Source organism: Yersinia bercovieri ATCC 43970 (assembly GCF_013282745.1).
Classification (GTDB): Bacteria; Pseudomonadota; Gammaproteobacteria; order Enterobacterales; family Enterobacteriaceae; genus Yersinia; species Yersinia bercovieri.
On sequence record NZ_CP054044.1, the window covers coordinates 1,816,253 to 1,842,167 of the forward strand.

The window sequence follows — 25,915 nt, forward strand, 5'->3', positions numbered from 1 at the left end:
CGAGAAAAAATGAATTTTTTTTTGTCCTCTCCCTTGAAGCGATAAGAGATCGCCCCCATTTAGAAAGCCACGGTATCGGTTATGAAGGCAGACCGATATTAATCCTAAATCTGATACGGACCTTCTCATAGGAGAGCTATCAATGAAAATTCGTCCATTGCATGACCGCGTTATCGTCAAGCGCAAAGAAGTTGAATCCAAATCTGCTGGCGGCATCGTTCTGACTGGCACTGCAGCGGGTAAATCTACCCGTGGTGAAGTTCTGGCCGTCGGCAATGGTCGCATCCTGGATAACGGTGAGATCAAGCCGCTGGATGTGAAAGTAGGCGACATCGTTATTTTCAACGATGGTTATGGCGTGAAGTCAGAGAAGATCGACCATGAAGAAGTGTTGATCATGTCCGAAAGCGACATTCTGGCAATTGTTGAAGCGTAATCACGCTCTCTAATCTTCTGAACTGAACGAGTTAAGGGAAATACCAATGGCAGCTAAAGACGTAAAATTCGGTAACGACGCACGCATCAAAATGCTACGCGGCGTAAACATCCTTGCTGATGCAGTGAAAGTGACCCTAGGCCCGAAAGGCCGTAACGTAGTTCTGGATAAGTCTTTCGGCTCTCCAACTATCACCAAAGACGGTGTATCAGTTGCACGTGAGATCGAACTGGAAGACAAGTTCGAGAACATGGGCGCACAGATGGTTAAAGAAGTTGCCTCTAAAGCGAATGACGCGGCGGGTGACGGTACCACTACTGCAACTGTATTGGCTCAATCCATTATCACTGAAGGTCTGAAAGCAGTTGCGGCCGGCATGAACCCAATGGACCTGAAGCGCGGTATCGACAAAGCAGTTATCGCTGCGGTTGAAGAACTGAAAAAACTGTCTGTACCTTGCTCTGATTCTAAAGCTATCGCTCAGGTAGGCACCATCTCTGCGAACTCTGACTCAACCGTGGGTGAGCTGATTGCACAGGCGATGGAAAAAGTAGGTAAAGAAGGTGTTATCACCGTTGAAGAGGGCTCTGGCCTGCAAGATGAACTGGACGTTGTAGAAGGTATGCAGTTCGACCGTGGCTACCTGTCTCCTTACTTCATCAATAAACCAGAAACGGGTTCGATTGAACTTGAAAGCCCATTCATCCTGTTGGCTGACAAGAAAATCTCTAATATCCGTGAAATGCTGCCAGTACTGGAAGCAGTAGCGAAAGCGGGTAAACCACTGCTGATCATTGCAGAAGACGTTGAAGGCGAAGCGTTGGCGACTCTGGTTGTTAACACCATGCGCGGTATCGTGAAAGTGGCTGCTGTTAAAGCACCTGGTTTCGGCGATCGTCGTAAAGCTATGCTGCAAGACATCGCAACTCTGACTGGCGGTACTGTTATCTCTGAAGAGATCGGCCTGGAACTGGAAAAAACCACTCTGGAAGATCTGGGTCAGGCAAAACGTATTGTTATCAACAAAGACACTACCATTATCATTGATGGCGTAGGCGACGAAGCTGCAATTCAGGGCCGTGTTACTCAGATCCGTCAGCAAATTGAAGATGCGACTTCTGACTACGACAAAGAAAAACTGCAAGAGCGTGTTGCTAAACTGGCTGGCGGCGTTGCCGTTATCAAAGTGGGCGCCGCAACTGAAGTTGAAATGAAAGAGAAGAAAGCACGTGTTGAAGATGCTCTGCACGCAACCCGCGCCGCAGTAGAAGAGGGCGTTGTTGCTGGTGGTGGTGTTGCACTGATTCGTGCGGCATCTGCTATCACTGCTTCTGGCCTGAAAGGCGACAACGAAGACCAGAACGTCGGTATCAAAGTTGCTCTGCGCGCGATGGAATCTCCACTGCGTCAGATCGTGGTTAACGCCGGTGAAGAAGCCTCAGTTATCGCGAACAACGTTAAAGCGGGTTCAGGTAGCTACGGTTACAACGCATACAGCGAAGAGTACGGCGACATGATCGCGATGGGTATCTTGGATCCAACTAAAGTGACTCGTTCTGCTCTGCAGTACGCAGCCTCTATTGCTGGCCTGATGATCACCACCGAGTGCATGATCACTGACCTGCCACGTGATGACAAAGGCGGTGATATGGGCGCTGGCGGCATGGGTGGTATGGGCGGCATGGGCGGCATGATGTAATGCTCCCAATCTTTCGGTTACCGTTTAGATAATGGCAACCGAAGGTAAAGCTGTTGATAAAAGCGAGTGGGGTAACCTGCTCGCTTTTATTTTATTTATGATGACTAAACCTGCTATTTCCAAACCTGTCATAACCCCGTCCCAATAGAGCATCATACTCGGTCTTTTCTGATTCAAATTTTGCAACCTAACGCCCTAAAAGCGGTTTTATTTCATTCGGTGAGATGATGACAGGACTTTTTTTAGCTTCTGCGCTAATTTAATGTGTAAACTATTGGCTATCAGTCTCGATATTGGGTATCTGGATAATTTCGGCAACGGATGTCTAAGCGGCGGCGGTGCTTTCTGGTAATCTTTAGCGTGATTCTCAACTTAGAATGGAGAAAAAAATGCGGATTAAAGTGTTACTTGGTCTTTCAGCAGCGCTGTTGCTGGCAGGTTGTAGCTCCACTAACCAATTGAGTTCGGCAGGCGAGCAAGTGAAGTTCTCCGATACCAAACCGGGTAGTGAATGTCAGTTGGTCGGTCAGGTGACTGGGGTTCAGAGCAACTGGTTATCAGGTGGCGGCGGTGAAAGCAGCTCTATGCGCGGTGCAGCAAATGACTTGCGTAATAAAGCAGCTGCCATGGGGGGTAACGTGATTTATGGTGCGACCAGCCCGAGCGAAACCTTCTTATCAAGCTTTGCGCCACTAGACAGCAAAATGGTTGGCGAAGTTTATAAGTGCCCTTGATAAGCTGAGGTACGAGTTGAAACAAGGGATGCCATGGCATCCCTTTATTGTTTGGTTACTCACTCTGCATTAATCGCAGGTCCAGTGGTGTTTTACTGGGTTGCCCGCCGATCTCTCGTGCCAGACGTGGGACCAAATAACCGGATACGCGGCTGAGCAAGCCTTTCATTAATTGTCGCGCCTCATCATCATCGACCATAAAGTGAGCAGCACCTTGCACTTTATCTAGGACGTGAATGTAGTAAGGCAAAATCCCTGCATCAAACAAAGCATTACTCAATGTTGTCAGTACCTCTGCATCATTATTGACGCCGCGCAGCAGCACGCTCTGGTTTAATAGCGTCACACCCGCCTGTTTCAGTTGTGCCATACTGTCTCGCAAGGGCTGATCGATTTCATTGGCATGGTTTATATGTGTGACCATCAACACCTGCAATCGTGAATCACTCAACCGCTGGCACAGAGCCGCAGTAATTCGGGCAGGGATCACGACCGGCAAACGTGTGTGGATTCGCAGCCGTTTGATGTGGCTGATGCTTTCTAGTTCATCCAATAACCAGCTCAACTCACTGTCTTTAGCCATCAATGGGTCGCCGCCCGAAAAGATGATCTCATCCAGCTCAGGATGTTGGCGGATATAATCCAGCGCCTGATGCCAATTGGCTTTATTGCCTTGGTTATCCTGATAAGGGAAATGGCGGCGGAAACAGTAGCGGCAATTGACGGCACAACCGCCTTTGACCAGTAATAGCGCGCGGTTGCGATACTTATGCAACAAGCCGGGCACGACACTGCGCTGTTCATCAAGCGGATCGTTGGTAAAACCGGGGGCCGCGATAAACTCTTCACGGGCGGTGAGCACCTGAAGTAATAAAGGGTCGAATGGATCACCTGGCTGCATACGTGCGACAAACGCCCGTGGTACTCTAAGCGGGAATAAACGACGTGCCGCACTGCCTTGTTGCAGGTTAGGGTGCTCATTTAAGAACAGAATTCTTAGCAATTCGTCCGGATCGGTAATTACATCGGCGAGTTGTTGCAACCAATCTTCTCTAATTGGCATGTTTCGGGTTACAATACTTGCCATTTTTTAGGCTTACTACCAGTTTCTTGAGGACCATCATGGCCAGTTATTATAGCAACGATTTTCGTCCCGGTCTTAAAATCATGTTCGAGGGCGAGCCTTATTCGGTTGAGTCCAGCGAGTTCGTAAAACCAGGCAAAGGCCAGGCTTTTGCACGTGTTAAGATGCGCCGTCTGTTGACTGGCGGGCGTGTTGAAAAGACCTTCAAATCAACAGATTCACTGGAAGGCGCTGACGTTAACGACCTGAACCTGACTTACCTGTACAATGATGGTGAGTTCTGGCACTTCATGAATAACGAGACTTACGAACAGCTGCAAGCTGATGCAAAAGCGATTGGTGATAACGGCAAATGGCTGGTTGATCAGGCTGAATGTATCGTAACTCTGTGGAATGGCCTGCCTATCGCCGTCACTCCACCAAACTTTGTTGAACTCGAAATCGTTGACACTGACCCAGGTCTGAAAGGTGATACTGCCGGTACCGGTGGTAAACCTGCGACACTGAGCACAGGTGCAGTGGTCAAAGTGCCATTATTCGTACAGGTTGGCGAAATCATCAAAGTTGATACCCGCTCTGGCGAATATGTTTCTCGCGTTAAGTAAGCTTAATAAATAAGCGGTGCTGAGAATTAAAGAAAACCGCTTAAACGCGGTTTTCTGCTATCTGAGCTGAGTTGATTGGCATTACTCGGTTTTGCTGTAGCTTAAGCCTGAGAAAAGCGCAATGCTGTTTTTATGACTATGCTTATAAAGCGAATATGTCTAGAGCTCTATAAGGAACTTTCATAATGGTAAAGAAAAGCATCGCGATTATTTTCTCATTGTTGATTATCTCTTCATTGAGTGCCTGTAACACCACGAAGGGTGTGGGTAAAGATGTTCAAAGTGCGGGTAGCGCGATTGAGCGTAGCGCTGAATAAGCGGTTTTTATACTGTCATCGGCGGTGTTTCCCGCCGAATTTTTTGCCACAAATGACTCCCCGCATCTCCCATGCCAATGCTGAATATATTGCCGCTTATTATTGATGGTGGTAATTTATCCCTCTAATCTTTCGGCTGTTCGGGACGACCTGAGCACGCATCTGTTTTCCGGGGACGACCCCGCCTAAGCGAGGTGGTTACCATGGCTTGGATTATTCTGGTTATTGCAGGTTTATTAGAGGTTATCTGGGCCATCGGCCTGAAGTATTCCCATGGTTTTACGCGGCTGGCACCCAGTGTTATCACCATTGTGGCGATGGCGGCGAGTGTTTTTCTGTTGGCCTATGCAATGAAGACGCTACCGGCTGGCACCGCATATGCGGTCTGGACCGGTATCGGTGCGGTAGGTACAGCTATCTTAGGCATTGTGCTGTTAGGGGAGTCCGCCAGCCTGGCACGCGTGTTTAGTTTGGGGCTGATTTTGGCGGGGATTATTGGGTTGAAGTTGGCGTCTGCTTAACCCAGATCAAATCCTCTACCGGGAAGCCATAATTCTTTGCTACGGCGACCAGACGATCGCGTGTTTGGCTATCAATGGTCGGCGTACGGGATAAAATCCACAGATAATCTCGGTTCGGGCCAGCAATTAAGGCATGCTGATATTCATCATCTAAATCAATGACATTGTAGCCGCCATAGAAAGGCCCGAAGAATGAGACCTTAAGTGAGGCTTGTTGTGGGGAGCCAATAAAATAGGCCTTCCCTACACTCTCCTGCCATTGCTGCTTATTTGCGTTATAGCCTCGATTAATCACTTTTACGCCACCATCGTCACGGGGCGAGTAATTGGCGGTGACATGGTCTAGCCCGCGTTCAAAAGAGTGATCCAGTCGAGCAATCTCATACCATGTGCCGAGATAGCGAGGTAATTGGAAGTTATCGACGATTTTTACGTCTTTTGGCGGCGTGACACTGCAAGCAACAGAGAGCAGGGTTGCCATCAATACAGATAATTTTGACCACAGGCGCATTGGTATTCCTCATTTTCAGGCGGTAGCTTGTCATTGAGAATAACTATCATCTATGGAGGAAGCAAATGGATGAATCTGAGTTATTGGCAGGATAGCAAAAAAAACGGCCCGCAGAGGTGCAGGCCGTTGATGGAGCGTCAGTGATTACAGTGTCAGGACACCAATGATGGCAACCACACTCAGAATGGCGGCTAAGCCATAGAACACCCATTTCCCCGCAGGGACGTGGATCCTCAAATCATGCATGGCGTGATGAATACGGTGTAAACCGCACCAAAGTGGCAGAATAATCATTAGCAGCAGGAATATCCGGCCAATAAAGCTCTGACAGAACGCCAGAATGCGCTCATAGCTTAGTGCATCACCTGGAAAGGCACCCAGTGGCAGCAGAATAGCGACCAACAGAATAACCGCAGGTGCAATGATGGCACTCCACATACCGCCGGCACCAAATAGGCCCCAGAAGATAGGTTCATCGGAGCGCTTAGGAACTTGATTCATCTTGTTTTCCTCCGGGTTAGAGTAAGGCAACGGCTAAAATAATCGCGGTAGCCACGACCGTCACAACCCACAGCGCCTTGATAACTGGCTCTGGACCCATTTTTTCGCTATTCACGATAATATTGGCGGCTTTCGGTGCCAGTTCAAACCAGGTTTTGGTATGTAACACTGCGGCCAATAACGTAATGATATTAATCAGTAGCACCAATGGGTTTTGCAGGAAGCCGACAAAACCTTCCCACCCAGCGGGGCCACTTTTCAACGCGAATACGCCGTAAATCATCAGAACACTGAACCAGACTGTCGGCACCGATGTCCCTTCACGCAACATATAAAAACGATAGAAACCAAGTTTTTGCCACCAGTTGGGGGCCATGGTGCGGACATAAGCTTTACGTTTAGTCATCATTCTTGTCTCCCCTCCCTTACTGTGGTTTCAGCATGGCTATCATGAAGTCTTTGGCACTCTCGACCTTGCCTTGCTGGATAGCAGCCGCCGGATCTACGTGTTTCGGACAAACTTCAGAACAGTAACCGACGAAGGTACAGCTCCAGACACCATTTTTACCGTTAAGCTGAGGCATACGCTCTTTCTTGCCGTGGTCACGGTTATCCAGATTGTAACGGTGAGCCAGCGTGATAGCTGCCGGGCCGATAAATTCTGGATTTAAGCCAAACTGCGGGCAAGCGGCATAACAGAGTCCACAGTTGATACAGCCAGAGAACTGATGGTATTTCGCCATCTGAGCAGGAGTCTGCTTATTCGGGCCATCTTTCGGTTTGCGCTCGTTGCCGATGATGTAAGGTTTGATGGCTTCCAGGCTTTCGATAAAGTGAGTCATATCAACCACTAAATCGCGCTCAATTGGGAAGTTGCCCAGAGCCTCGACCTTCATCCCGGCGGTATATTCGCGCAAGAAGGTTTTACAGGCCAGTTTCGGCACTTTATTGACCATCATGCCGCACGAGCCGCAAATCGCCATCCGGCAAGACCAGCGATAAGAGAGATCCGGTGCCAGATTATCTTTGATATAGCCCAACGCATCCAGCAGAGAAGTTTGCTCATCGTAAGGTACTTCAAAGGTTTCGAAGTGAGGTTCGCTATCACGTTCTGGGTTGTAGCGCATGACCTCCATTTTCAGGACTTTCATATCAGTCATTCGCCTGCTCCTTATCCTTCAAATCTTTTGCATCTTTCGCATCTTGTGCTGTGGCTTCACCACCATAAACACGTTTTGCCGGTGCCAGCTTGGTGATTTTCACGTCGCTGTATTCAAGGCGTGGTGCGCCGCCTGGGGTATGGAAGGCCAGAGTATGCTTGAGGAAATTAACGTCATCGCGCTCGGTGCAGCCTTCATCCAGACGCTGATGTGCGCCACGGGACTCTCTACGGTTCAGTGCTGAGTGAGCCATACATTCAGCCACATCTAAGCCATAACCTAGCTCAATGGTGTACAGCAGATCTGTGTTGAAAACACTGGAGTTATCAGTGATTTTCACCCGTTTGAAGCGCTCTTTCAGCTCGGCCAGCTTATCCACGGTTTTCTGCATCAGTTCCGGTGTGCGGTAAATGCCGCAACCCTCTTCCATCGACAGCCCCATTTCATCGCGGATTTTGGACCAATTTTCCGTCCCTTCCTGTTTCATCAGGTTGCTCAGGCGGGTTTCGACGTCACGGGTCTGGGCATCCAGCGCGCTACCATTTGCCGGGCCAGTTTCCATGGCGCGCAGTGCCGCTTGCTCGCCCGCCACACGGCCAAAGACCACTAATTCAGCCAGTGAGTTGGAGCCTAAGCGGTTAGCACCGTGCAGGCCAACAGAAGAGCATTCGCCGACGGCAAACAGCCCCTTGATGCGAGTTTCGCACTGTTGGTTGGTTTCGATACCCCCCATGGTGTAATGCGCGGTTGGGCGCACTGGGATAGGTTCTTTTACCGGATCGACGCCGACATAGGCTTTCGCCAGTTCGCAGATGAATGGCAAGCGCTCAAGCAGTTTTTTCTCACCCAGATGGCGCAAGTCCAGATAGACCACATCACCACGTGGTGTGGCGATAGTGCGGCCCGCCCGCCACTCATGCCAGAAGGCTTGCGAAACTTTATCGCGGGGGCCTAATTCCATGTATTTGTTTTTTGGCTCGCCAAGCGGGGTTTCAGGCCCCATGCCGTAATCCTGCAAATAGCGGTAACCATCTTTATTAACCAGAATACCGCCTTCACCACGACAACCTTCGGTCATCAGGATGCCAGAACCCGGCAGGCCGGTAGGGTGATATTGCACAAATTCCATATCCCGCAGCGGAACGCCGTGGTGGAATGCCATCCCCATACCATCACCAGTAACAATACCGCCGTTGGTGTTATAACGATAAACCCGACCTGCGCCGCCGGTGGCCATGACCACGGCGTTCGCCCGGATTTGCACGCGGGTGCCCTCCATCATATTCATGGCAACAACGCCACGCGCTTGACCATCATCGACCAGAATATCCAGAACGAAATGTTCATCAAAACGCTGAATTTGCGGGTATTTCAACGAGGTTTGGAACAGGGTATGCAGCATGTGGAAGCCGGTTTTATCAGCGGCGAACCAAGTACGTTCAATTTTCATCCCACCAAAGCGGCGAACGTTAACTGAGCCATCAGGTTTGCGGCTCCACGGGCAGCCCCAGATTTCTAACTGCGCCATCTCTTCCGGGCAGCTGTGGACAAAATGGTCAACAACATCTTGTTCGCATAACCAGTCACCACCGGCTACGGTGTCGTGGAAATGATAGTCAAAGGTATCGTGGTCCTGCGTGACGGCGGCTGATCCCCCTTCCGCAGCCACAGTATGGCTACGCATCGGGTATACTTTCGAGATCAGAGCAATCTTCAGCTGAGGGTTGGCTTCCGCTGCGGCTATTGCTGCACGTAAACCAGCTCCCCCGGCCCCGATAATGGCAAGATCGGCGTTAAAGGTTTGCACTGCGCTTCTCCATTGTTCAAGTGAAAATCCTATACCCCTCGCCGTTGGCGGCACAGCGATGTTAGCTGCAACTCCCGCGATTTTGGGTATATAAAGTGAATCCCTATTCTTAATAATTTTTTTATATTATTACCGTGCTAACTTATTAGCCGATAAGAGAATCATGGTATTAAGAATAGCTATTTCTTACTTTTTGTATGGGAATAATTATACCCAATGCTAAGTAGTAGAAATTTGACGTGATCGATTGTTTTGTTTTATTTGAACCGTCTCAAGGGCATTACTAACAAAAACGTGATCCCAAACAGGATCTGCTGGGTATATAAGTTTTTTGCAGAGTGAAATGCTGAATTCATCGGCGAAAGCACCGGGAGGGGGGAGAGATTTGTCTGAGGGAGTAGATGCGAGTAGACTGCATCCCCTGTTTGATTTCGGAGTTAACCACCATGAGCGAAACGGCAAGCTGGCAGCCGAGTGCACCTATCGCCAATTTGTTGAAGCGCGCAGCAATAATGGCAGAGATCCGGCGCTTTTTTGCCGATCGTGGCGTATTAGAAGTTGAAACGCCGACCATGAGCCAAGCGACAGTGACGGACGTCCATTTAGTCCCATTCCAAACCCGGTTTGTTGGCCCGGGCGCTGCCGATGGTGTGACGCTGTACATGATGACCAGTCCGGAATACCACATGAAGCGCCTGCTGGCGGCGGGTAGTGGCTCTATCTATCAGTTGGGCCGCAGTTTCCGCAATGAAGAAGCTGGCCGTCATCACAATCCTGAATTCACCATGCTCGAATGGTATCGCCCACATTATGATATGTACCGCTTAATGAATGAGGTTGATGACCTGTTGCAGCAAATTCTGGATTGCAATAGCGCGGAAACCCTCTCTTATCAGCAAGCTTTCCAGCGCCATCTCGGCATTGACCCACTCTCGGCAGATAAAGCGCAATTACGTGAAGCGGCAGCAAAATTGGATTTAGGCAATATCGCCGATACCGAAGAGGATCGCGATACGCTGCTGCAACTGCTGTTTACTGTCGGGGTCGAGCCACATATTGGCCGTGATAAGCCCGCTTTCGTTTACCATTTCCCAGCATCGCAGGCTTCCCTCGCCGTGATCAGCACAGAAGATCACCGTGTAGCCGAGCGTTTTGAGGTTTACTTCAAAGGCATTGAGCTGGCGAATGGATTTCATGAGCTGACAGATGGTGATGAGCAGCTGCAACGTTTTGAGCAAGATAATCGCAGCCGTGCTAAACGCGGTTTGCCGCAGAACCCAATCGATATGAATCTAATTGCCGCTCTGAAGCACGGCTTGCCGGATTGTTCTGGCGTGGCGCTAGGGGTTGATCGTTTGGTGATGCTGGCGTTGAATGCGGAAAGGTTGAGTGATGTGATTGCGTTCCCGGTCAATATAGCCTAGTTACCCCTCGTCCTTGGCGCCGCCGTGGTATTAAAAGAAATGCCCTGATCCTTCACAGATCAGGGCATTTTTGTTTCTTACTCACTCAGTGATCTTACAAACTACCCGGTGTGCGAGTTCGATTTGACGAAACCACACGCCCACGTCCCAGGGTTTCCAGACGCGCCTGGAATGGTGGGAATGGCAGGGTAATGCCGTGCTCGCGATAACCGGCCAGAATCAGCTGGTGGATCTCATGGCGCAGCGGCATCCGGTGGCCCATTTCGGCGGCGTAAATTCGCAGTTCGAAAATCTGAATCCCCTGCTGGAGATCAACCAAATAGACCTCCGGTGGTGGGTTATCCAATACCAGCGTACAGCGGCGCGCAGCGGTCAGTAACACTTCTGTCACCTCCTCACTGCTGGTTTCAGCTGGTGCGGGCACTGTCAGTACCACACGGGTAATCGAATCTGACAGTGACCAGTTAATAAATTGTTCAGTAATAAATGCCTTATTCGGCACTATGATCTCTTTGCGGTCCCAGTCAGAGATGGTGGTGGCGCGGGTATTGATTTTGGTCACGCTCCCGGTGAGATCACGGATAGTCACGGTATCGCCGATACGGATCGGTTTTTCGAACAAAATGATCAGGCCAGAGACGAAGTTGGCGAAAATCTCCTGCAAACCGAAGCCCAACCCCAAACCCAGAGCGGCAACCAGCCATTGGAATTTCGCCCACTCGATCCCCAGCATTGAGAAACCGAGTAACCCGCCAAACAGGATCAGCAAATATTTGGTGATGGTGGAGATGGCATAGCCCGTCCCCGGTGTCAGATCCAAATGCTGCAATAGCGCCAGTTCCAGCAGGGCGGGTAGATTGCGCACCAACTGAGTGGTGACAATCATCACCAAAATGGCGATCAGCAGTGATCCCATGGTGATCGCCTGCACTGACTCAATGCCGTTAATGGTGGATGAAACATCCCACAGGCGAATGTTTTCCAAAAAACCAAACGCGGAGTGAATCTCAGACCATAGGGCAATCACGGAAACCAGGGCGATCATGGTGAGGATTGATCGCACCAGCCGCAGTGACTGGGCGCTGATCACATCCAGATCAATGACCGGCTCTTCGACATCAATGGAACCCTCGGTGCTGTTATTGTGCGGCGTGTCGTCTTCGCCACGGGCGCGCTGCGCCAAAATATCGGCTCGCCGCTGTTTCGCGCGGTCAAAGGCAATGCGGCGGCGCTGAATTAGCATCCAACGGCGGATAATATGGTAAACCACCAATAGGAAGAACCAGATGGCGACCGAGGTCTCTAAACGCGCCAGTAGCGCTTGTGAGGTGGTGAGATAACCGAGTGCTGATGCCAGTGCGGCAATCAATGGCGCGGACAGCAACAGCCCCCACAGCGCTGAGTTAACAATGTTTTCGCCTGACCCTTTTTTATCCAGATAGAGCGGGATACCCGCCCGTTTCAGGCTGTTAGTTACCAGGCTCAAGGCGATACACAGCAAGATAAAACATAATCGGCCGAGGGTGCCGGCGAATTCACGGTCGTTATAATTCTCAAAAGTGATCAGGGCCATCATCAATGGAATAATCAACCATACCGACATGCGATAGAAGCGCATTGCCCGCCCGACTTGTGTCGGTGACCAGCGGAAATGGGTGATAAACAGGCCATGAGGATGGGCAAATGCGGCACTGATCATAAACACCCACAGCACTGGCACGGTGGCAGTGACAGCATTACCAATGGCGATCGCCATTGGGTAGGACCACGCATTTTGCAGCCCATAACCGAGGGCCGCCCATAAAACAGGCAGCGGTAGGGCCACCAGAATCGACCAAAATACGGTACGTAATGTCAGAGAGAAGTGGTCTTGCGTGACTTTACCCACTCGGCTACTGGCGCGCTCAAGGAAGGCATGGTAATGGCGGCGTGAACTGATACTGAAACTGACAAACAGCAGGGCGGCAATAATCGGCAGCAATGTTTCTTGGCTGGTCATCATCATGACAAATGCGCCGCTCAACTGTGAAAGGGTATCCAGCGACAGTAGGCGGGTCAGGTCATGGGCGACGTTAATTGGATATGAGAGTGATATCGGACTAACATCCGCGACCCAGAACAGATAACGGTGCGTAGCCTCGCGCACTTCACTTAGCGCATCCACCAACTGACTGTTCGCCACTTTCAGCTTGGTAAGCTCAAGAATCTGCGAGTCATAGCCAGAGAGCAGAGAGTTGAGCAATTCATGCTGGGTGCGCCACTGGGCATCCAGAATGCGCTGCTGTTCGGTGGTTAGTGGTGTGCCATCATCTTGTTTTAACTTGGTATTTTGCTGCTGTAACTTATCCAGCATATCTTCATATTGCAGACGCTGAACCCGCAGTTGTGCCATATCACGATCCAACTGCTGCGATTTCGGTACATCAGGTAATCTGGCGACCTGCGCACGTAATGCTTCGCCCAATGCGGTTGAAACGCCCAACCACTGGGCTTGCTCACGAATGGTGCTGAGTGCCTGCCGGACTTGCTGCGTCTGAGATACCGCCTGGCGTTGCTGCGAAGAGATAAGGTCAATGCGCTGCGCTTGCTGATTCAGTGCTTGAGACAACTCACGGTTTATCTGCAACTGCTGGATAATGGATTCAGGCAAATCACCGCCTTGCTCAGCCAGCAGTTCGGTGCGCTCCAGCGCCTGTTCTGCTGCCTGTTGGCGCTGATTATTCAACGTATTACGTAAAGCCTGAAGCTGGGTATCCACCCGCTCTTGGCGCTTTTTGTACAACTCAGCCCGCAGCCGTGACAGCTCCTGCCGATTATTGGCTGAAAGCTGAGAAAGCTCTAACTCATTGGCTTTCGCTTTCCGCGCCACGGCTTCTGCCTGCAGTAACGCCAGTTGCGCCTGGGCGGCAGGGTTTGCTGGGTTACTTTGCGCCTGAAGGCGCGTGCTGATTTCGGCCAGAATGCGCCGTGCTTCTGATTGCTGTTGCGGCAGTTGGTTGAGAGACTCACTGATCTCGCGCGCACGATCCTGCTCTTGCTGCGACAGGCGGTTCAACTCCAGTAACTGGCTGCTGATTTGCAGCACTTGTTGTTCTAGCTCGGAGGTGGATAAGTTGCTGGGTACAGGCAGGGGCTTATTGCCCTCCTGCGCCAGTTCCTGGCGTAACTCGCGGGTCAGTTTGGGGAAGTCATCAATCGCTTTTTGATACTGCTGGGCACGGATGTCAGACTCTTTGGCATCCGCCAGCCAGCTTAAGGCCCCTTGCAGCGCCTGGATAATTTCTGCCTGATTAGCCATCCCTTTATTCGCTTCAGCCTGCTTTAGCTCTTGCCGGAGCTGATCTTCATTGGGCTGGGTTACCGCATGAAGCGGCAGGGAGAGCAACATGATAAATGACAGTAATACACCAGAAATCATGAATTTACTGAAGGACACAAGCTTGGCAAAAAGCCGAGAAATTATTGGGCGCACGTAAGGGTTCCTTAACATCAGCATCAGTTACGTCGTCAGCAGAAAACTAGCACGGCGGAGTGGTAGGGACGGCTTCGGCCAACACTTCACCCATGCGGGTGATAGCGCCGCTGTTTAACTGTGGCGCTAAGTACACTTTGCCTTCAGCGAACAGATTAATCACCGTAGAACCTAACTTAAAGCGGCCCATCTCTTGCCCTTTCTCCAGTACGACCGCGCCCTCAGTGCCTGTTTGAGGGTATGTCCAGCGGCGGATAACACCCTCGCGAGGTGGGGTAATGGTGCCAGCCCAGACGGTCTCTATGCTGCCAACAATAGTGGCACCCACCAAAATTTGCGCCATTGGGCCAAAATCAGTATCAAAGATACAGATCACGCGCTCATTACGGGCAAACAGATTCGGCACATTCGCTGCGGTCAATGGATTGACCGAGAACAGGTCGCCTGGCACATAAATCATTTCACGTAACACACCGTCACACGGCATATGTACGCGATGGTAGTCACTCGGGGCCAGATAGGTGGTCACAAACTGGCCATTGCGGAACTCAGCGGCCAGCATATAGTTACCTGCCAACAGAGCTTCCAGACTGTAGTTGTGGCCCTTGGCCTGCAGAATTTGCCCATCACGAATCGCGCCTAACTGGCTGATTGCGCCATCAGCCGGTTGGGCCAAGAGGTTATCTTCCGCCACTATTGGGCGCACACCTGCCCGTAGCGGGCGAACAAAGAATTCGTTAAAGCTGCGATAAGCGGAGAATTCAGGGTCCTGCGCTTCTTTCATATTAACTTTGTAGTAACGGGCAAAGGCTTTGATCACCAGTTGAGTCAACCCGCCGCCCTGTTTATCGGCACCCCAGCCAGCCAAACGGGTTAGGCCCTGTTTTGGGAGCAAATATTGTAATCTGATTTTGATACTGTCTAGCACGTCGACCTCATTAGATAAGTACGCTTTTACTTGGTGTTGCCGCACTGTTAGCAGCAACACCAATTATTTTGGGTTATCGGTACTACAGGGGAGACCCGCGATTAAAACATCATTTCTCGTCGCTATCTGATGTCTTGCGAGGTTTCGCCTGCTCCATACTTTCCAGAATCCGATGATAATTATCAAAGCGCTCTTCGGCAATTTTGCCTTGTTCCACCGCTTCACGCAGCGCACAGCCAGGATCATTGGTATGGCTGCAATCACGGAATTTGCAATGACCGAGGTAATCACGGAATTCGACAAATCCTTGGGTGATTTGTTCCGGAGCTAGATGCCAGAGGCCAAATTCACGCACCCCCGGTGAATCAATCACATCGCCGCCATGCTGGAAATGATATAAGCGAGCAGCGGTAGTGGTGTGCTGGCCCAGACCGGAGTTATCCGAAACGGTATTCACCAAAATTTCGTTATCCGTTGGTGGCAACAGGGCATTTAACAGGCTGGATTTACCCACACCAGACTGACCGGCAAAGATACTGATGCGCCCAGCCAGGGCCTGCTCAAAGGCCTCCATCCCTTCACGGGTTTGGCTAGAGACTTCGAGCACGTTGTAGCCAATGCGACGGTAAATATCCATCATGCCATCAACGAATTTACGCCCATCGGCATCCAGTAAATCGATCTTATTCAGCACGATTAATGGCTCGACATCCAGTGTTTCGCAGGCCACCAGATAGCGATCGATAATATTAAGGGAAAGTTCAGGTAAGATCGCCGATACGATCACGATCTGGTTGATATTGGCGGCGATCGGTTTCACGCCATCATAAAGATCAGGGCGCGTCAGAACCGAGGTCCGTTCATGCACGGCTTCGACAATACCTTTAACCCGCACACCTTCCTGCGCTTGCAGACCGGGGCGCCAGACCACACGGTCACCGGTCACTAGTGACTTGATGGTGCGGCGGATATTACAACGGTGTTGAACGCCATCGGCGGCTTCAACATCGGCATGCTGACCGAAACGGCTGATTACGATACCTTCTTGCGCATCGCCAAGCTGAGAGTCATCTAACTCAGGTTTTCTATCAGTGCGTAGCCGGCGCTGATGGTTCGCCTGCACACGGCGTTGTTGACCTTTGGACAGTTTATTCTTACTCACTGTACCTCACTTGATTTCGCATATATCGCTGGTTGCGACCAAAAGGGCTATGATACACATAATTTTATCAATTAACCCTTTGTTCGGTCGACTCACCCGTTAACAGGCAGGAAATAAAATGGCAGAGAACCAAAATAATTTGATCTGGATTGATCTGGAAATGACCGGTCTTGATCCTGAACGAGATCGGATCATCGAGATCGCAACCCTGGTCACCGATGCTAATCTTAATATCTTGGCAGAAGGCCCGGTGCTGGCGGTTCATCAAACGGATGAGCAGCTTGGGCTAATGGATGAGTGGAATGTACGTACTCACACCGGCAGTGGTTTGGTTGAGCGGGTTAAAGCCAGCCCATTCAGTGACCATGATGCTGAGCTGCAAACCATTGAATTCCTGAAGCAGTGGGTACCGGCAGGTGTTTCACCGATTTGTGGCAACAGCGTGGGTCAAGACCGCCGCTTCCTGTTCCGCTACATGCCGGAGCTTGAAGCCTATTTCCATTACCGCTATCTGGATGTCAGCACGTTAAAAGAGTTGGCGCGCCGCTGGAAACCTGAAATTCTGGCTGGTTTTAAGAAGCAGAACACCCATCAAGCACTGGATGACATTCGTGAGTCGGTGGCAGAGCTGGCCTACTATCGCGAGCACTTTATCCAATCTTAATTAACCGGTGCTGGTAAAAACATCACATTGCTGTTTTAATCAGCACTTAAACTAAAAAATGATTTTTTTGCTTTCAGGGGCTTGCGGCAAAACGGATTTCTCGTATAATGCGCACCCCGTACCGATGAAGAATTCGCAAGCCTGCGCAGACAGATTCAGTATCGAAAATATAGTATCCCGAGCGGGAATAGCTCAGTTGGTAGAGCACGACCTTGCCAAGGTCGGGGTCGCGAGTTCGAGTCTCGTTTCCCGCTCCAATTTCTTTCAGTAATGAAGAAATGGGTAGTAACAGAGAAGCAGTGCAGTAGAAAGAAATAAAAGTGATGCGGGAATAGCTCAGTTGGTAGAGCACGACCTTGCCAAGGTCGGGGTCGCGAGTTCGAGTCTCGTTTCCCGCTCCAAATTTTTCTCTCTCTTAGTGCCGTTTTTCTTAAAGTAAATGTCAAATGCTGTCATAACAGCAGGGTGCAAAAGCATCTCAATGCGGGAATAGCTCAGTTGGTAGAGCACGACCTTGCCAAGGTCGGGGTCGCGAGTTCGAGTCTCGTTTCCCGCTCCAAAATTTTTATTCAATCTTAAATTAATTATCCACAGCCATGTCATGCGCTGCACCGTGCTCTACACACAATGTATTAACTTCTTCAACAGAGTTATCCACAATTTCTGTTCTTTTTATATCCAGCTTATAATTTAAGCGATTCTATTTCCTGTTTTCTATCTATTTGATTTAGCTGAACATATTTTTATATGAAAACGTTATGCCGATCACTTGTGCTTTTTTTTGCGCTTGATTGCCAAGGTGTTTTTATTTTTATGCACAGGAAAAGTCCGAGCTTATTTATTACAGAAATAATAAAAAAACAGCAATACCTAACCGTACTTAGTTTCAGGTTATTTAGGGGGATCAGGCGTCGCGTGGCAGGCCTTTTTCAATGGCCCTCACCAGCCGTTTTTTCTGTGGTGATTGGAGATCCACAATCAGTGTAGACCGTTTTTTCAATTGTTGTGATATTGCCCAATCAATATGTTCATCTAGCATCGGGTGTATACCTCGGCGCGCCTCCAGTGCCAACACAATAGTGTCGAGATAGGGCGCATTCCCCAGCGCGACCGCTATATTACGTAACCAGCGCAAGTGACCAATACGCCGGATGGCAGAACCTTCCGTTACCCGCAAAAATTTCTCTTCATTCCAGGCAAATAAATCCAGTAACTTTGGCGTATGCAGCACGGCACGCGGGCTAAAATCTTCTTCATCAGTTAATTGGGAGAAGCGGTTCCAAGGGCAGATCAACTGGCAATCATCACAGCCATAAATACGATTGCCCATCAGTGGACGAAACTCTTCAGGTATCGCCCCTTCCAACTCAATGGTCAGATAAGAGATACAGCGGCGCGCATCAACGGTATAGGGAGCAACGATAGCCCCTGTCGGGCAGGTAGTCATGCAGGCGACACAGCGGCCACATTGCTCTTCTTGCGGCTTATCGACGGGTAGCGGCAGATCAATTAGCAACTCGCCGAGAAAGAACCAGGAGCCAGCATCACGATTTAAAATTAGTGAGTGCTTACCAACCCAACCAATCCCCGCTTTAGCTGCCAGTGAGCGCTCCATTATCGGAGCGGAATCGACAAACGGACGGAAATTTATCGCTTGCTGCTCAAGGCAATAGCTCTGGATCTGGTCACCCAATTTTTTTAGCCGTTGGCGCAATAATTTATGGTAGTCACGGCCTAATGCGTAACGGCTCACATAACCTAACGATGAATCTTTCAATGTGCTGGCAAATGCCGCCTTGGCAGGCAGATAATTCATTCGCACGCTGATCACCCGTAATGTACCTGGCAATAGCTCATGAGGCCGGGCGCGCAACATTCCATGGCGGGCCATCCAAGCCATTTCGCCATGATATTGTTTATCAAGCCATGCCTGCAAACGCGGCTCTTCCGCAGACAAATCAGTATCGCAAATACCAACTTGCTGGAAACCTAGCGATTGCCCCCATTGCTTGATATGTTGGGCTAATTGATTCAAATCGAGGGGGTGTGCCATGACGGACCATAGTAAGAAACAAATCGGGGTTAGTTTACCACACTCTGTTTTTTCTGCGGACTGGGTGCGTCAGAATGAGGTTATCGCCGCCGCACACCTCTCCCTGAGCCTATTTGATCTGATGGTCAGAGCCGGTGATGCGGCGTTTCAACTGGCGCGTAAACAGTACCCAGCCGCACGTCATTGGCTAATTTTATGTGGTCATGGTAATAACGGCGGCGATGGTTATATTGTGGCTAGCCGCGCATTAGCGGCGGGTTTGAATGTGACACTCATCGCCTGCCCGGGCAATCGTCCACTGCCCGCCGAGGCGCATCAGGCCCAATCCCAGTGGCTAGCGGCAGGGGGTGTTATTAACCAGCCTGATGTATCATGGTCGCCACATATCGATTTAATTATCGATGGTCTGTTGGGCATTGGCCTACGCGCTGCGCCGCAAGGCGTTTATGCGACTCTTATTGATACCGCAAACCGCCATCGGGCGGCGAAGATTGCCTTGGATATTCCCTCAGGACTCAGCGCCGATAGCGGTGCCGCCCCCGGTTCAGTCATTCGTGCGGACCACACCCTGACCTTTGTTGCGCTAAAACCCGGCTTGCTCACCGGGCAGGCCCGTGATTGGGTGGGGCATTTACACTGCAATGATTTGGGATTGGCGCAATGGCTCGCCGCGCAACCGGTGCAAATTGAGCGTTTGACCGCTGAGCATCTGCCGCAATGGCTCAAACCGCGCCGCCCCTGCGCCCATAAAGGGGAGCATGGGCGACTGTTATTGGTCGGTGGTGATAAAGGCCTGGGAGGCGCGATTCGGATGGCGGGTGAAGCTGCCCTGCGTAGCGGTGCTGGGCTAGTGCGAGTACTCACTCACATTGAACATGTGGCGCCGATTCTGGCCGCTCGCCCTGAGCTGATGGTGCAGGAATTAACCGATGAAGCCCTCAAGCAAAGTATTCGCTGGGCCGATGTGTTGGTCGTCGGGCCGGGGTTGGGGCAATCTGACTGGGGCAAGAATGCGCTGAATTTATTGCAACAAAGTGATAAACCAGCATTATGGGACGCAGATGCGCTCAACTTACTGGCATTAAATCCGCTGAAGCGTCAGAATCGGGTATTGACCCCTCATCCTGGGGAAGCTGCCCGTCTGCTTGGTTGCCGCGTCGCTGATATTGAGAGTGACCGCTTACTTTCCGCCCGTAACATCGCTAAACAATATGGTGGTGTGGTGGTATTGAAAGGGGCTGGTACTCTGATTGCCAGTGAACAGGGCGAGATGGCGATTGCTGATGTTGGCAATGCGGGTATGGCCTCCGGTGGTATGGGGGATATTCTGTCCGGCATTATTGGTAGTTTGATAGCACAAAAGCTGGTGCTGTATGATGCTGCCTGCGCGGGTTGTGTTGTGCATGGCGTTGCCGCAGACAAACTAGCTGAAGTTCAAGGCACCCGGGGTTTACTGGCCACAGATTTGCTGTCAGTTATTCCGAAGTACGTTAATCCTGAGTTAGCAAGATAGATATCACAGAATGAAAGAACTCGTTTTACCTTTGCCTGATGAGGCAGCGACCGTTGCATTAGGGGCCACTTTGGCCCATGCCTTCAATGGTGCCAGCGTTATTTATCTCTTCGGCGATCTGGGAGCCGGAAAAACGACTTTTAGCCGTGGCTTCCTTCAGGCCCTTGGCCACCTTGGGCATGTTAAAAGCCCCACTTATACCTTAGTTGAACCTTATGCGCTGACTCCAAGGCCAGTTTACCATTTTGACCTCTATCGCCTGGCTGACCCTGAAGAGCTGGAGTTTATGGGGATTCGCGACTATTTCGATAAACAGGCAATTTGTCTGGTGGAGTGGCCGCAGCAAGGGGCTGGGTTCCTGCCTCAGGCGGATGTTGAGCTGCATTTGGCTTATCAGGACGAGGGGCGTGAAGCTCGTCTGATAGCGATTTCTGATGCGGGTGCGGATGTATTGCGCCGTTTAGCTGCTGTGCAAGGATAATTTGATAATGATGCATGGCTTAACAAAATTTATTAGCCGGTCGCGGCTTAACCGCGGGAAACGCGCATTGGCCGCGGTAGTGCTAGTTGTGTTGGGGTTATTGGCCCTGCCTTCAGCATTCGCGATGAAACTAACAGATATTAAGGTCAATAATGGCCCAACTGAGAGCAGGGTTACGCTCAGTTTTGATGGCAAACCGATCTACGCCTTTTTCTCTTTAAGCGGGCCAGAACGTGTGGTGTTGGATGTCCGCCAAAGCGGCAATCTTTCCGGCTTACCGCTTGAGTTTAGTGGGCAGAATCTGCTGAAAAGGATTCGATCCAGTACCCCGAAAGATGAGCAAAGCACCCGCCTGGTACTGGAACTGACGCAAAAAGTGAAAACTCGCGCCGTTACTCAGCAGTCGGGCAATAATTACACGGTTGTCATCACCATGACGGCCACGGATAGCGCCCCCACTCGTCAGCCGCAGGTGTTGAGCCAGACCAATACACCTAGCCCTAATGCGGGGCGATTGACGTCACAGGCGACGAATTCGACTCCCCCTCCACGGATAACTAATTCCAACACCACTTCAGTGGCGAAAAATCCGTTTAATAATAAGCCGACGGTGGTGGTGAGCAGCGAAAGCACAACCACGAATACTGCCCGCCCAATTAAAACCGCCCGTGTCGCAAGCAGTGATCGTGTGGTGGTGGCTATTGATGCGGGGCACGGGGGGCAGGACCCCGGCGCTATTGGGCAAAATGGTCTGAAAGAGAAAAATGTCACTATTGCCATCTCCCGCCGGCTGGAAGCGCTGCTTAACAGCGACCCGATGTTTAAACCGGTTTTGACCCGCAATGGCGACTACTTTATTTCGGTGATGGGCCGCTCTGACGTGGCGCGGAAACAGAGCGCTAACGTGCTGGTTTCCATCCATGCCGATGCAGCACCTAACCGCAGTGCCACCGGGGCTTCGGTCTGGGTGCTCTCTAACCGTCGCGCCAACAGTGAGATGGGGAGCTGGCTAGAGCAGCATGAGAAACAGTCCGAGCTGCTGGGTGGCGCAGGTGATGTGTTAGCCAATACCGCATCTGACCCCTATTTGAGTCAAGCGGTGCTGGATCTGCAATTTGGGCACTCCCAGCGGGTGGGGTATGACGTCGCCACCAAAGTGCTGCGCGAGCTGCAAACCATTGGCGATATTCATAAAAGTCGCCCTGAGCATGCAAGTCTTGGGGTGCTACGTTCACCGGATATTCCGTCGTTGTTAGTGGAAACCGGCTTTATCAGTAATAGCACGGAGGAGCGGCTGCTTGGCAGTAGCGCGTATCAGGAGAAGATTGCGCAAGCCATTTATAAAGGCTTGCGTAGTTATTTCCTCGCGCATCCGCTACAAGCCGACCCAAAGGTCGAAAACCGTCCGCTAATAGAAACAGCGGCGGTTGATTCATCTTCACAACGCTCAAGTGTTAATCAGCCGGATCCCGTCATCAGTAATGCGCAAAGCGGCAGGGTATCTGCCGCTAAACCGGTTGCGACGGGTAAAAGCCAGATCCATAAAGTGCAGCGTGGCGAAACTTTATCCGGCATTGCCAGTCAATATGGTGTCAGTATGGCGCTGTTGCGGCAGAGTAATACGCTGAAAAATGATGTGGTCTGGGTCGGGCAGCGGTTGAAAGTTCCCGCCTCTGGCAGTGCGGTAGTGGCAGTCACGCCAAAAGCCACCGCGTCAGCTAAAGCGAAGCCGAGTAAAAGTCAGCCGGTTAAGCATCAGGTAAAACGTGGCGATACGCTGTCCGCCATTGCCGCCCGATACGGTGTGTCGATGAGCGAGATTGAGCGGGCGAATAAGATAAAGTCAGGCAACGTCCAACTTGGGCAGACCCTCACGATCCCACAGTCATAAGCGAAAGGAACTGCTATGCCGATTCAGATTCTACCTCCACAGCTCGCTAACCAAATTGCCGCAGGTGAAGTGGTAGAGCGGCCTGCATCGGTAGTGAAAGAGTTGGTAGAGAACAGTCTGGATGCGGGGGCGACGCGGATTGATATTGATATTGAGCGCGGTGGGGTGAAACTCATTCGCATCCGTGATAACGGCTGTGGGATTAACAAAGAGGACTTGGCGCTTGCATTGGCGCGCCATGCCACCAGTAAAATAAGCTCGCTGGAGGATCTGGAGGCCATCCTCAGTATGGGCTTTCGCGGTGAAGCACTGGCCAGCATTAGCTCAGTCTCCCGCCTAATTCTGACGTCACGGACTGCCGAGCAAAATGAAGCCTGGCAGGCTTACGCGGAGGGTCGCGATATGGCGGTGACCATCAAACCGGCCGCGCATCCGGTGGGTAGCACCCTTGAAGTGCTGGATCTGTTTTACAATACGCCCGCCCGCCGCAAATTTATGCGCACCGAAAAAACCGAGTTTGGTCACATTGATGAAGTGGTGCGGCGCATTGCGTTGGCGCGCTTTGATGTGGCTATCAATTTGAGTCATAACGGTAAATTAATGCGCCAGTACCGCGCGGCCACTGATCCTTCGCACCATGAGCGCCGCCTGGCGAGTATCTGTGGCCTGGCGTTTTTGCAGCATGCACTGGCAGTCTCTTGGCAGCATGGTGATTTAACCATCCGTGGTTGGGTGGCGGACCCAGCGGCGAGCCGCACCCTAGGTGAAATGCAGTATTGTTACGTAAACAACCGCATGATGCGCGACCGGCTGATCAACCATGCTATCCGTCAGGCCTATCAGGATTTACTCAAGGACGACCAGCAGCCAGCTTATGTTTTGTATCTGGATATTGACCCCCATCAGGTGGATGTCAACGTGCATCCGGCTAAACATGAGGTGCGCTTCCATCAGGCGCGTCTGGTGCATGACTTTATCTATCAAGCCGTGACGACGGTTTTACAACAAACCGCGACCCCAATTTTGAACGTCAATGACGATGGCGAAGAGATAGAAGCACCACGTTGGCAGCCAGAAAACCGCGTGGCGGCAGGGGTGAATAAATATGCGCAACCGGAACCGACGCAAGCCCATCCAGCAGAGCGAAGAGCGCCCCCTGAACGGGTATCACCGGTACGTGAACAGGCGGCTCCGGGTTATAGCGCCGGCCAACCTTACCAAAAACAGCAAGGTGAGTTATATCGGCAACTGGTGCAACCGGCTGCGGTGACTCATCCAGCAGAGCCGCGCACACCGGCAGTTGCGCCACCGTTACCACCACTACCACGCCAAACCTCCGCTGACGCCCCTCTTCAGGGCGATCATTACAGTTTTGGTCGGGTGTTAACGGTATTGCCACCTTGCTATGCTCTGATTGAATATAAGCAAGGGGTAGCATTATTGGCACTGAAGGTGGCCGAACGTTGGCTAAAACAAGCTCAGTTGAATCCGCCCCCTGAGGGGCTGCGCCCTCAGCCGTTACTCATCCCATTAAAACTGACATTAGATAAAATTGAGGCCGCTGCCTGTCAGCGCCATCAGGCGTTGTTGGTGACGATGGGGATAGAGCTGGCTGTCGAACAGGGAAGAGCGACCTTACGTGCAGTATCTTTACCATTACGCCAACAAAATTTACAAAAACTGATACCGGAACTGTTAGGCTATCTGTCGCAGCATGAAGAGATATCGCCAGATGCTTTGGCCACATGGCTTGCCCGCCACCTTGGCAGTGAACATGAGGTATGGAATGTGTCTCAAGCGATACAGTTATTGACGGACGTTGAGCGTCTTTGTCCGCAGTTGGTGCAATCACCCCCTGCCGGGCTATTACAACCTATTGATATAAAGGCTGCATTGGCAACCCTGACTCATGAATGATATTGAAAATAGAGACCGTCCACCGGCAATCTTTGTTATGGGGCCTACCGCTTCAGGTAAAACAGCGCTCTCAATTGCGCTGAGACAGCGGCTACCTGTGGAGTTAATCAGCGTCGACTCTGCCCTGATCTATCGTGGCATGGATATCGGCACGGCTAAGCCCAGTGCCGAAGAGCTGGCGTTAGCGCCACATCGCCTGATTGATATCCGTGACCCGGCCGAATCCTACTCAGCCGCTGATTTCCGTAAAGATGCACTCCAAGAGATGGCCGACATTACCGCCGCCGGGCGAATTCCGCTGCTGGTGGGGGGGACGATGTTGTACTTTAAAGCGCTATTGGAGGGGTTATCGCCGTTACCCTCTGCTGATCCGCAAATACGCCAGCGTATTGAAGAGCAGGCCGCGGAACTAGGTTGGGAAGCATTGCACCAGCAATTGGCTGATATCGATCCTGTCTCGGCGGCGCGAATTCATCCTAATGATCCCCAACGGCTCTCTAGAGCACTGGAAGTTTTTTTTATTTCAGGTAAAACTTTAACGGAACTGACTAAAATTTCGGGTGAATCCTTACCTTATCGGGTTCACCAATTTGCGATTGCGCCTGTTAGCCGGGAGCTTCTGCACCAGCGGATTGAATTACGTTTTCATCAGATGTTGGAGGCAGGGTTTGAAGCAGAGGCTAGGGCGCTTTTTGACCGCGGTGACTTGCATACGGATTTGCCTGCCATTCGTTGTGTGGGATACCGGCAGATGTGGTCTTATCTGTCCGGTGAGATTGATTACAACGAAATGGTTTACCGCGGAGTTTGTGCGACACGTCAACTGGCAAAGCGCCAAATAACCTGGTTGCGGGGCTGGAGTTCAGTTCAGTGGCTCGACAGTGATAAGCCGGGAGAGGCTTTAGACTCTGTAATACAGGTTGTTAGTGCATAGGTTGAATGATTGTGTACAATTGATTAGTACTCAACGCGCGGATTTTTTTTACGCAGTTTATTTTTGAGCCGATAGGTTCTTAGTTAAAAACAACAAGCAAA

23 protein-coding genes and 3 tRNA genes are annotated in these 25,915 nt (G+C 51.0%); 16 read left to right on the forward strand and 10 right to left on the reverse strand.

Annotated features, from left to right (window positions below; translation table 11 throughout):
* Window positions 1-142: 142 nt before the first annotated feature.
* The 3 genes from HRK25_RS08150 (at window position 143) to HRK25_RS08160 (ending at window position 2,869) form a co-directional block, all read left to right on the forward strand.
* On the forward strand, window positions 143-436 hold the full coding sequence (locus HRK25_RS08150) for a co-chaperone GroES (protein WP_004391824.1): 294 nt from the start codon (window positions 143-145) through the stop codon (window positions 434-436).
* Window positions 437-482: 46 nt separating this feature from the next.
* Window positions 483-2,135, forward strand: a complete 1,653-nt coding sequence (gene groL, locus HRK25_RS08155; protein ID WP_005275816.1) for a chaperonin GroEL — start codon at window positions 483-485, stop codon at window positions 2,133-2,135.
* 389 nt (window positions 2,136-2,524) lie between these two features.
* Window positions 2,525-2,869: a DUF4156 domain-containing protein gene (locus tag HRK25_RS08160; RefSeq protein ID WP_032898200.1), complete on the forward strand. Its 345-nt coding sequence runs from the start codon at window positions 2,525-2,527 to the stop codon at window positions 2,867-2,869.
* 55 nt (window positions 2,870-2,924) lie between these two features.
* Here the strand turns inward: HRK25_RS08160 and epmB are convergent, their stop codons facing one another.
* Window positions 2,925-3,956, reverse strand: a complete 1,032-nt coding sequence (gene epmB / locus HRK25_RS08165; protein WP_032898199.1) for an EF-P beta-lysylation protein EpmB — start codon at window positions 3,954-3,956, stop codon at window positions 2,925-2,927.
* Window positions 3,957-3,991: 35 nt separating this feature from the next.
* Between epmB and efp the strand changes: the two genes are divergently transcribed.
* The 3 genes from efp to sugE all read left to right on the forward strand — a co-directional run bounded on the left by efp (window position 3,992) and on the right by sugE (window position 5,396).
* Window positions 3,992-4,558, forward strand: a complete 567-nt coding sequence (gene efp / locus HRK25_RS08170; RefSeq protein WP_032898198.1) for an elongation factor P — start codon at window positions 3,992-3,994, stop codon at window positions 4,556-4,558.
* Window positions 4,559-4,743: 185 nt separating this feature from the next.
* A complete protein-coding gene (locus HRK25_RS08175) occupies window positions 4,744-4,875 on the forward strand; it encodes an entericidin A/B family lipoprotein (RefSeq protein ID WP_005275796.1) in 132 nt (43 codons plus the stop codon).
* 203 nt (window positions 4,876-5,078) lie between these two features.
* The gene (gene sugE, locus HRK25_RS08180; protein WP_032898197.1) at window positions 5,079-5,396 is read left to right on the forward strand and encodes a quaternary ammonium compound efflux SMR transporter SugE; all 318 of its coding nucleotides are present in this window, start codon (window positions 5,079-5,081) and stop codon (window positions 5,394-5,396) included.
* Here the strand turns inward: sugE and blc are convergent.
* The 5 genes from blc to frdA form a co-directional block, all read right to left on the reverse strand.
* Entirely contained in the window at window positions 5,368-5,907 is a 540-nt protein-coding gene (blc, locus tag HRK25_RS08185; protein WP_005275793.1) for an outer membrane lipoprotein Blc, read from the reverse strand. The two genes, sugE and blc, sit on opposite strands and share 29 nt — an antisense overlap.
* Before the next feature lie 144 nt (window positions 5,908-6,051).
* Window positions 6,052-6,408 carry a fumarate reductase subunit FrdD gene (gene frdD, locus HRK25_RS08190; RefSeq protein WP_004873939.1) on the reverse strand — a complete coding sequence of 119 codons (357 nt, stop codon included), beginning with the start codon at window positions 6,406-6,408 and terminating at the stop codon, window positions 6,052-6,054.
* Between the two features lie 16 nt (window positions 6,409-6,424).
* Window positions 6,425-6,817, reverse strand: coding sequence for a fumarate reductase subunit FrdC (frdC, locus tag HRK25_RS08195; protein ID WP_005275791.1), 393 nt, complete (start codon window positions 6,815-6,817; stop codon window positions 6,425-6,427).
* A gap of 16 nt (window positions 6,818-6,833) precedes the next feature.
* The gene (locus HRK25_RS08200) at window positions 6,834-7,568 is read right to left on the reverse strand and encodes a succinate dehydrogenase/fumarate reductase iron-sulfur subunit (protein ID WP_032898196.1); all 735 of its coding nucleotides are present in this window, start codon (window positions 7,566-7,568) and stop codon (window positions 6,834-6,836) included.
* The gene (frdA, locus tag HRK25_RS08205; protein ID WP_005275784.1) at window positions 7,561-9,375 is read right to left on the reverse strand and encodes a fumarate reductase (quinol) flavoprotein subunit; all 1,815 of its coding nucleotides are present in this window, start codon (window positions 9,373-9,375) and stop codon (window positions 7,561-7,563) included. Before frdA ends, HRK25_RS08200 begins: the two co-directional genes overlap by 8 nt.
* A gap of 446 nt (window positions 9,376-9,821) precedes the next feature.
* On the opposite strand from frdA, the gene epmA reads away from it, so the two are divergent.
* On the forward strand, window positions 9,822-10,799 hold the full coding sequence (epmA, locus tag HRK25_RS08210; protein WP_032898195.1) for an elongation factor P--(R)-beta-lysine ligase: 978 nt from the start codon (window positions 9,822-9,824) through the stop codon (window positions 10,797-10,799).
* A gap of 94 nt (window positions 10,800-10,893) precedes the next feature.
* Here epmA and mscM read toward each other — a convergent pair whose 3' ends face one another.
* The 3 genes from mscM to rsgA form a co-directional block, all read right to left on the reverse strand.
* On the reverse strand, window positions 10,894-14,271 hold the full coding sequence (gene mscM, locus HRK25_RS08215; protein ID WP_420864417.1) for a miniconductance mechanosensitive channel MscM: 3,378 nt from the start codon (window positions 14,269-14,271) through the stop codon (window positions 10,894-10,896).
* A 46-nt stretch (window positions 14,272-14,317) separates the two neighbouring features.
* Complete coding sequence (gene asd, locus HRK25_RS08220) at window positions 14,318-15,199, reverse strand: archaetidylserine decarboxylase (RefSeq protein ID WP_032898193.1); 882 nt, start codon at window positions 15,197-15,199, stop codon at window positions 14,318-14,320.
* A gap of 109 nt (window positions 15,200-15,308) precedes the next feature.
* Complete coding sequence (gene rsgA / locus HRK25_RS08225) at window positions 15,309-16,361, reverse strand: small ribosomal subunit biogenesis GTPase RsgA (RefSeq protein ID WP_005275771.1); 1,053 nt, start codon at window positions 16,359-16,361, stop codon at window positions 15,309-15,311.
* 118 nt (window positions 16,362-16,479) lie between these two features.
* On the opposite strand from rsgA, the gene orn reads away from it, so the two are divergent.
* The 4 genes from orn (at window position 16,480) to HRK25_RS08245 (ending at window position 17,584) form a co-directional block, all read left to right on the forward strand.
* The gene (orn, locus tag HRK25_RS08230) at window positions 16,480-17,025 is read left to right on the forward strand and encodes an oligoribonuclease (RefSeq protein ID WP_005275770.1); all 546 of its coding nucleotides are present in this window, start codon (window positions 16,480-16,482) and stop codon (window positions 17,023-17,025) included.
* 181 nt (window positions 17,026-17,206) lie between these two features.
* A tRNA-Gly gene (locus tag HRK25_RS08235) sits at window positions 17,207-17,282 on the forward strand.
* 68 nt (window positions 17,283-17,350) lie between these two features.
* A tRNA-Gly gene (locus HRK25_RS08240) sits at window positions 17,351-17,426 on the forward strand.
* 82 nt (window positions 17,427-17,508) lie between these two features.
* Window positions 17,509-17,584, forward strand: a tRNA-Gly gene (locus HRK25_RS08245).
* Window positions 17,585-17,929: 345 nt separating this feature from the next.
* Here the strand turns inward: HRK25_RS08245 and queG are convergent.
* Complete coding sequence (gene queG, locus HRK25_RS08250; protein WP_005275767.1) at window positions 17,930-19,078, reverse strand: tRNA epoxyqueuosine(34) reductase QueG; 1,149 nt, start codon at window positions 19,076-19,078, stop codon at window positions 17,930-17,932.
* Here queG and nnr point away from each other — a divergent pair.
* From nnr to miaA, 5 genes are all read left to right on the forward strand, one after another.
* On the forward strand, window positions 19,077-20,591 hold the full coding sequence (nnr, locus tag HRK25_RS08255; RefSeq protein ID WP_032898192.1) for a bifunctional ADP-dependent NAD(P)H-hydrate dehydratase/NAD(P)H-hydrate epimerase: 1,515 nt from the start codon (window positions 19,077-19,079) through the stop codon (window positions 20,589-20,591). The two genes, queG and nnr, sit on opposite strands and share 2 nt — an antisense overlap.
* 10 nt (window positions 20,592-20,601) lie before the next feature.
* Entirely contained in the window at window positions 20,602-21,072 is a 471-nt protein-coding gene (gene tsaE / locus HRK25_RS08260; RefSeq protein WP_004875470.1) for a tRNA (adenosine(37)-N6)-threonylcarbamoyltransferase complex ATPase subunit type 1 TsaE, read from the forward strand.
* A gap of 79 nt (window positions 21,073-21,151) precedes the next feature.
* On the forward strand, window positions 21,152-22,963 hold the full coding sequence (gene amiB / locus HRK25_RS08265) for an N-acetylmuramoyl-L-alanine amidase AmiB (protein WP_032898205.1): 1,812 nt from the start codon (window positions 21,152-21,154) through the stop codon (window positions 22,961-22,963).
* A 15-nt stretch (window positions 22,964-22,978) separates the two neighbouring features.
* The gene (gene mutL, locus HRK25_RS08270; RefSeq protein WP_005275760.1) at window positions 22,979-24,880 is read left to right on the forward strand and encodes a DNA mismatch repair endonuclease MutL; all 1,902 of its coding nucleotides are present in this window, start codon (window positions 22,979-22,981) and stop codon (window positions 24,878-24,880) included.
* Window positions 24,873-25,814, forward strand: a complete 942-nt coding sequence (miaA, locus tag HRK25_RS08275; protein WP_032898190.1) for a tRNA (adenosine(37)-N6)-dimethylallyltransferase MiaA — start codon at window positions 24,873-24,875, stop codon at window positions 25,812-25,814. Before mutL ends, miaA begins: the two co-directional genes overlap by 8 nt.
* Window positions 25,815-25,915: the final 101 nt, after the last annotated feature.

Coding starts and splice junctions, on each gene's coding strand:
- HRK25_RS08150 (WP_004391824.1), top strand. CDS start 143: ATGAAAATTCGTCCATTGCATGACCGCGTTATCGTCAAGCGCAAAGAA.
- groL (WP_005275816.1), top strand. CDS start 483: ATGGCAGCTAAAGACGTAAAATTCGGTAACGACGCACGCATCAAAATG.
- HRK25_RS08160 (WP_032898200.1), top strand. CDS start 2,525: ATGCGGATTAAAGTGTTACTTGGTCTTTCAGCAGCGCTGTTGCTGGCA.
- epmB (WP_032898199.1), bottom strand. CDS start 3,956: ATGGCAAGTATTGTAACCCGAAACATGCCAATTAGAGAAGATTGGTTG.
- efp (WP_032898198.1), top strand. CDS start 3,992: ATGGCCAGTTATTATAGCAACGATTTTCGTCCCGGTCTTAAAATCATG.
- HRK25_RS08175 (WP_005275796.1), top strand. CDS start 4,744: ATGGTAAAGAAAAGCATCGCGATTATTTTCTCATTGTTGATTATCTCT.
- sugE (WP_032898197.1), top strand. CDS start 5,079: ATGGCTTGGATTATTCTGGTTATTGCAGGTTTATTAGAGGTTATCTGG.
- blc (WP_005275793.1), bottom strand. CDS start 5,907: ATGCGCCTGTGGTCAAAATTATCTGTATTGATGGCAACCCTGCTCTCT.
- frdD (WP_004873939.1), bottom strand. CDS start 6,408: ATGAATCAAGTTCCTAAGCGCTCCGATGAACCTATCTTCTGGGGCCTA.
- frdC (WP_005275791.1), bottom strand. CDS start 6,817: ATGATGACTAAACGTAAAGCTTATGTCCGCACCATGGCCCCCAACTGG.
- HRK25_RS08200 (WP_032898196.1), bottom strand. CDS start 7,568: ATGACTGATATGAAAGTCCTGAAAATGGAGGTCATGCGCTACAACCCA.
- epmA (WP_032898195.1), top strand. CDS start 9,822: ATGAGCGAAACGGCAAGCTGGCAGCCGAGTGCACCTATCGCCAATTTG.
- orn (WP_005275770.1), top strand. CDS start 16,480: ATGGCAGAGAACCAAAATAATTTGATCTGGATTGATCTGGAAATGACC.
- nnr (WP_032898192.1), top strand. CDS start 19,077: ATGACGGACCATAGTAAGAAACAAATCGGGGTTAGTTTACCACACTCT.
- queG (WP_005275767.1), bottom strand. CDS start 19,078: ATGGCACACCCCCTCGATTTGAATCAATTAGCCCAACATATCAAGCAA.
- tsaE (WP_004875470.1), top strand. CDS start 20,602: ATGAAAGAACTCGTTTTACCTTTGCCTGATGAGGCAGCGACCGTTGCA.
- mutL (WP_005275760.1), top strand. CDS start 22,979: ATGCCGATTCAGATTCTACCTCCACAGCTCGCTAACCAAATTGCCGCA.
- miaA (WP_032898190.1), top strand. CDS start 24,873: ATGAATGATATTGAAAATAGAGACCGTCCACCGGCAATCTTTGTTATG.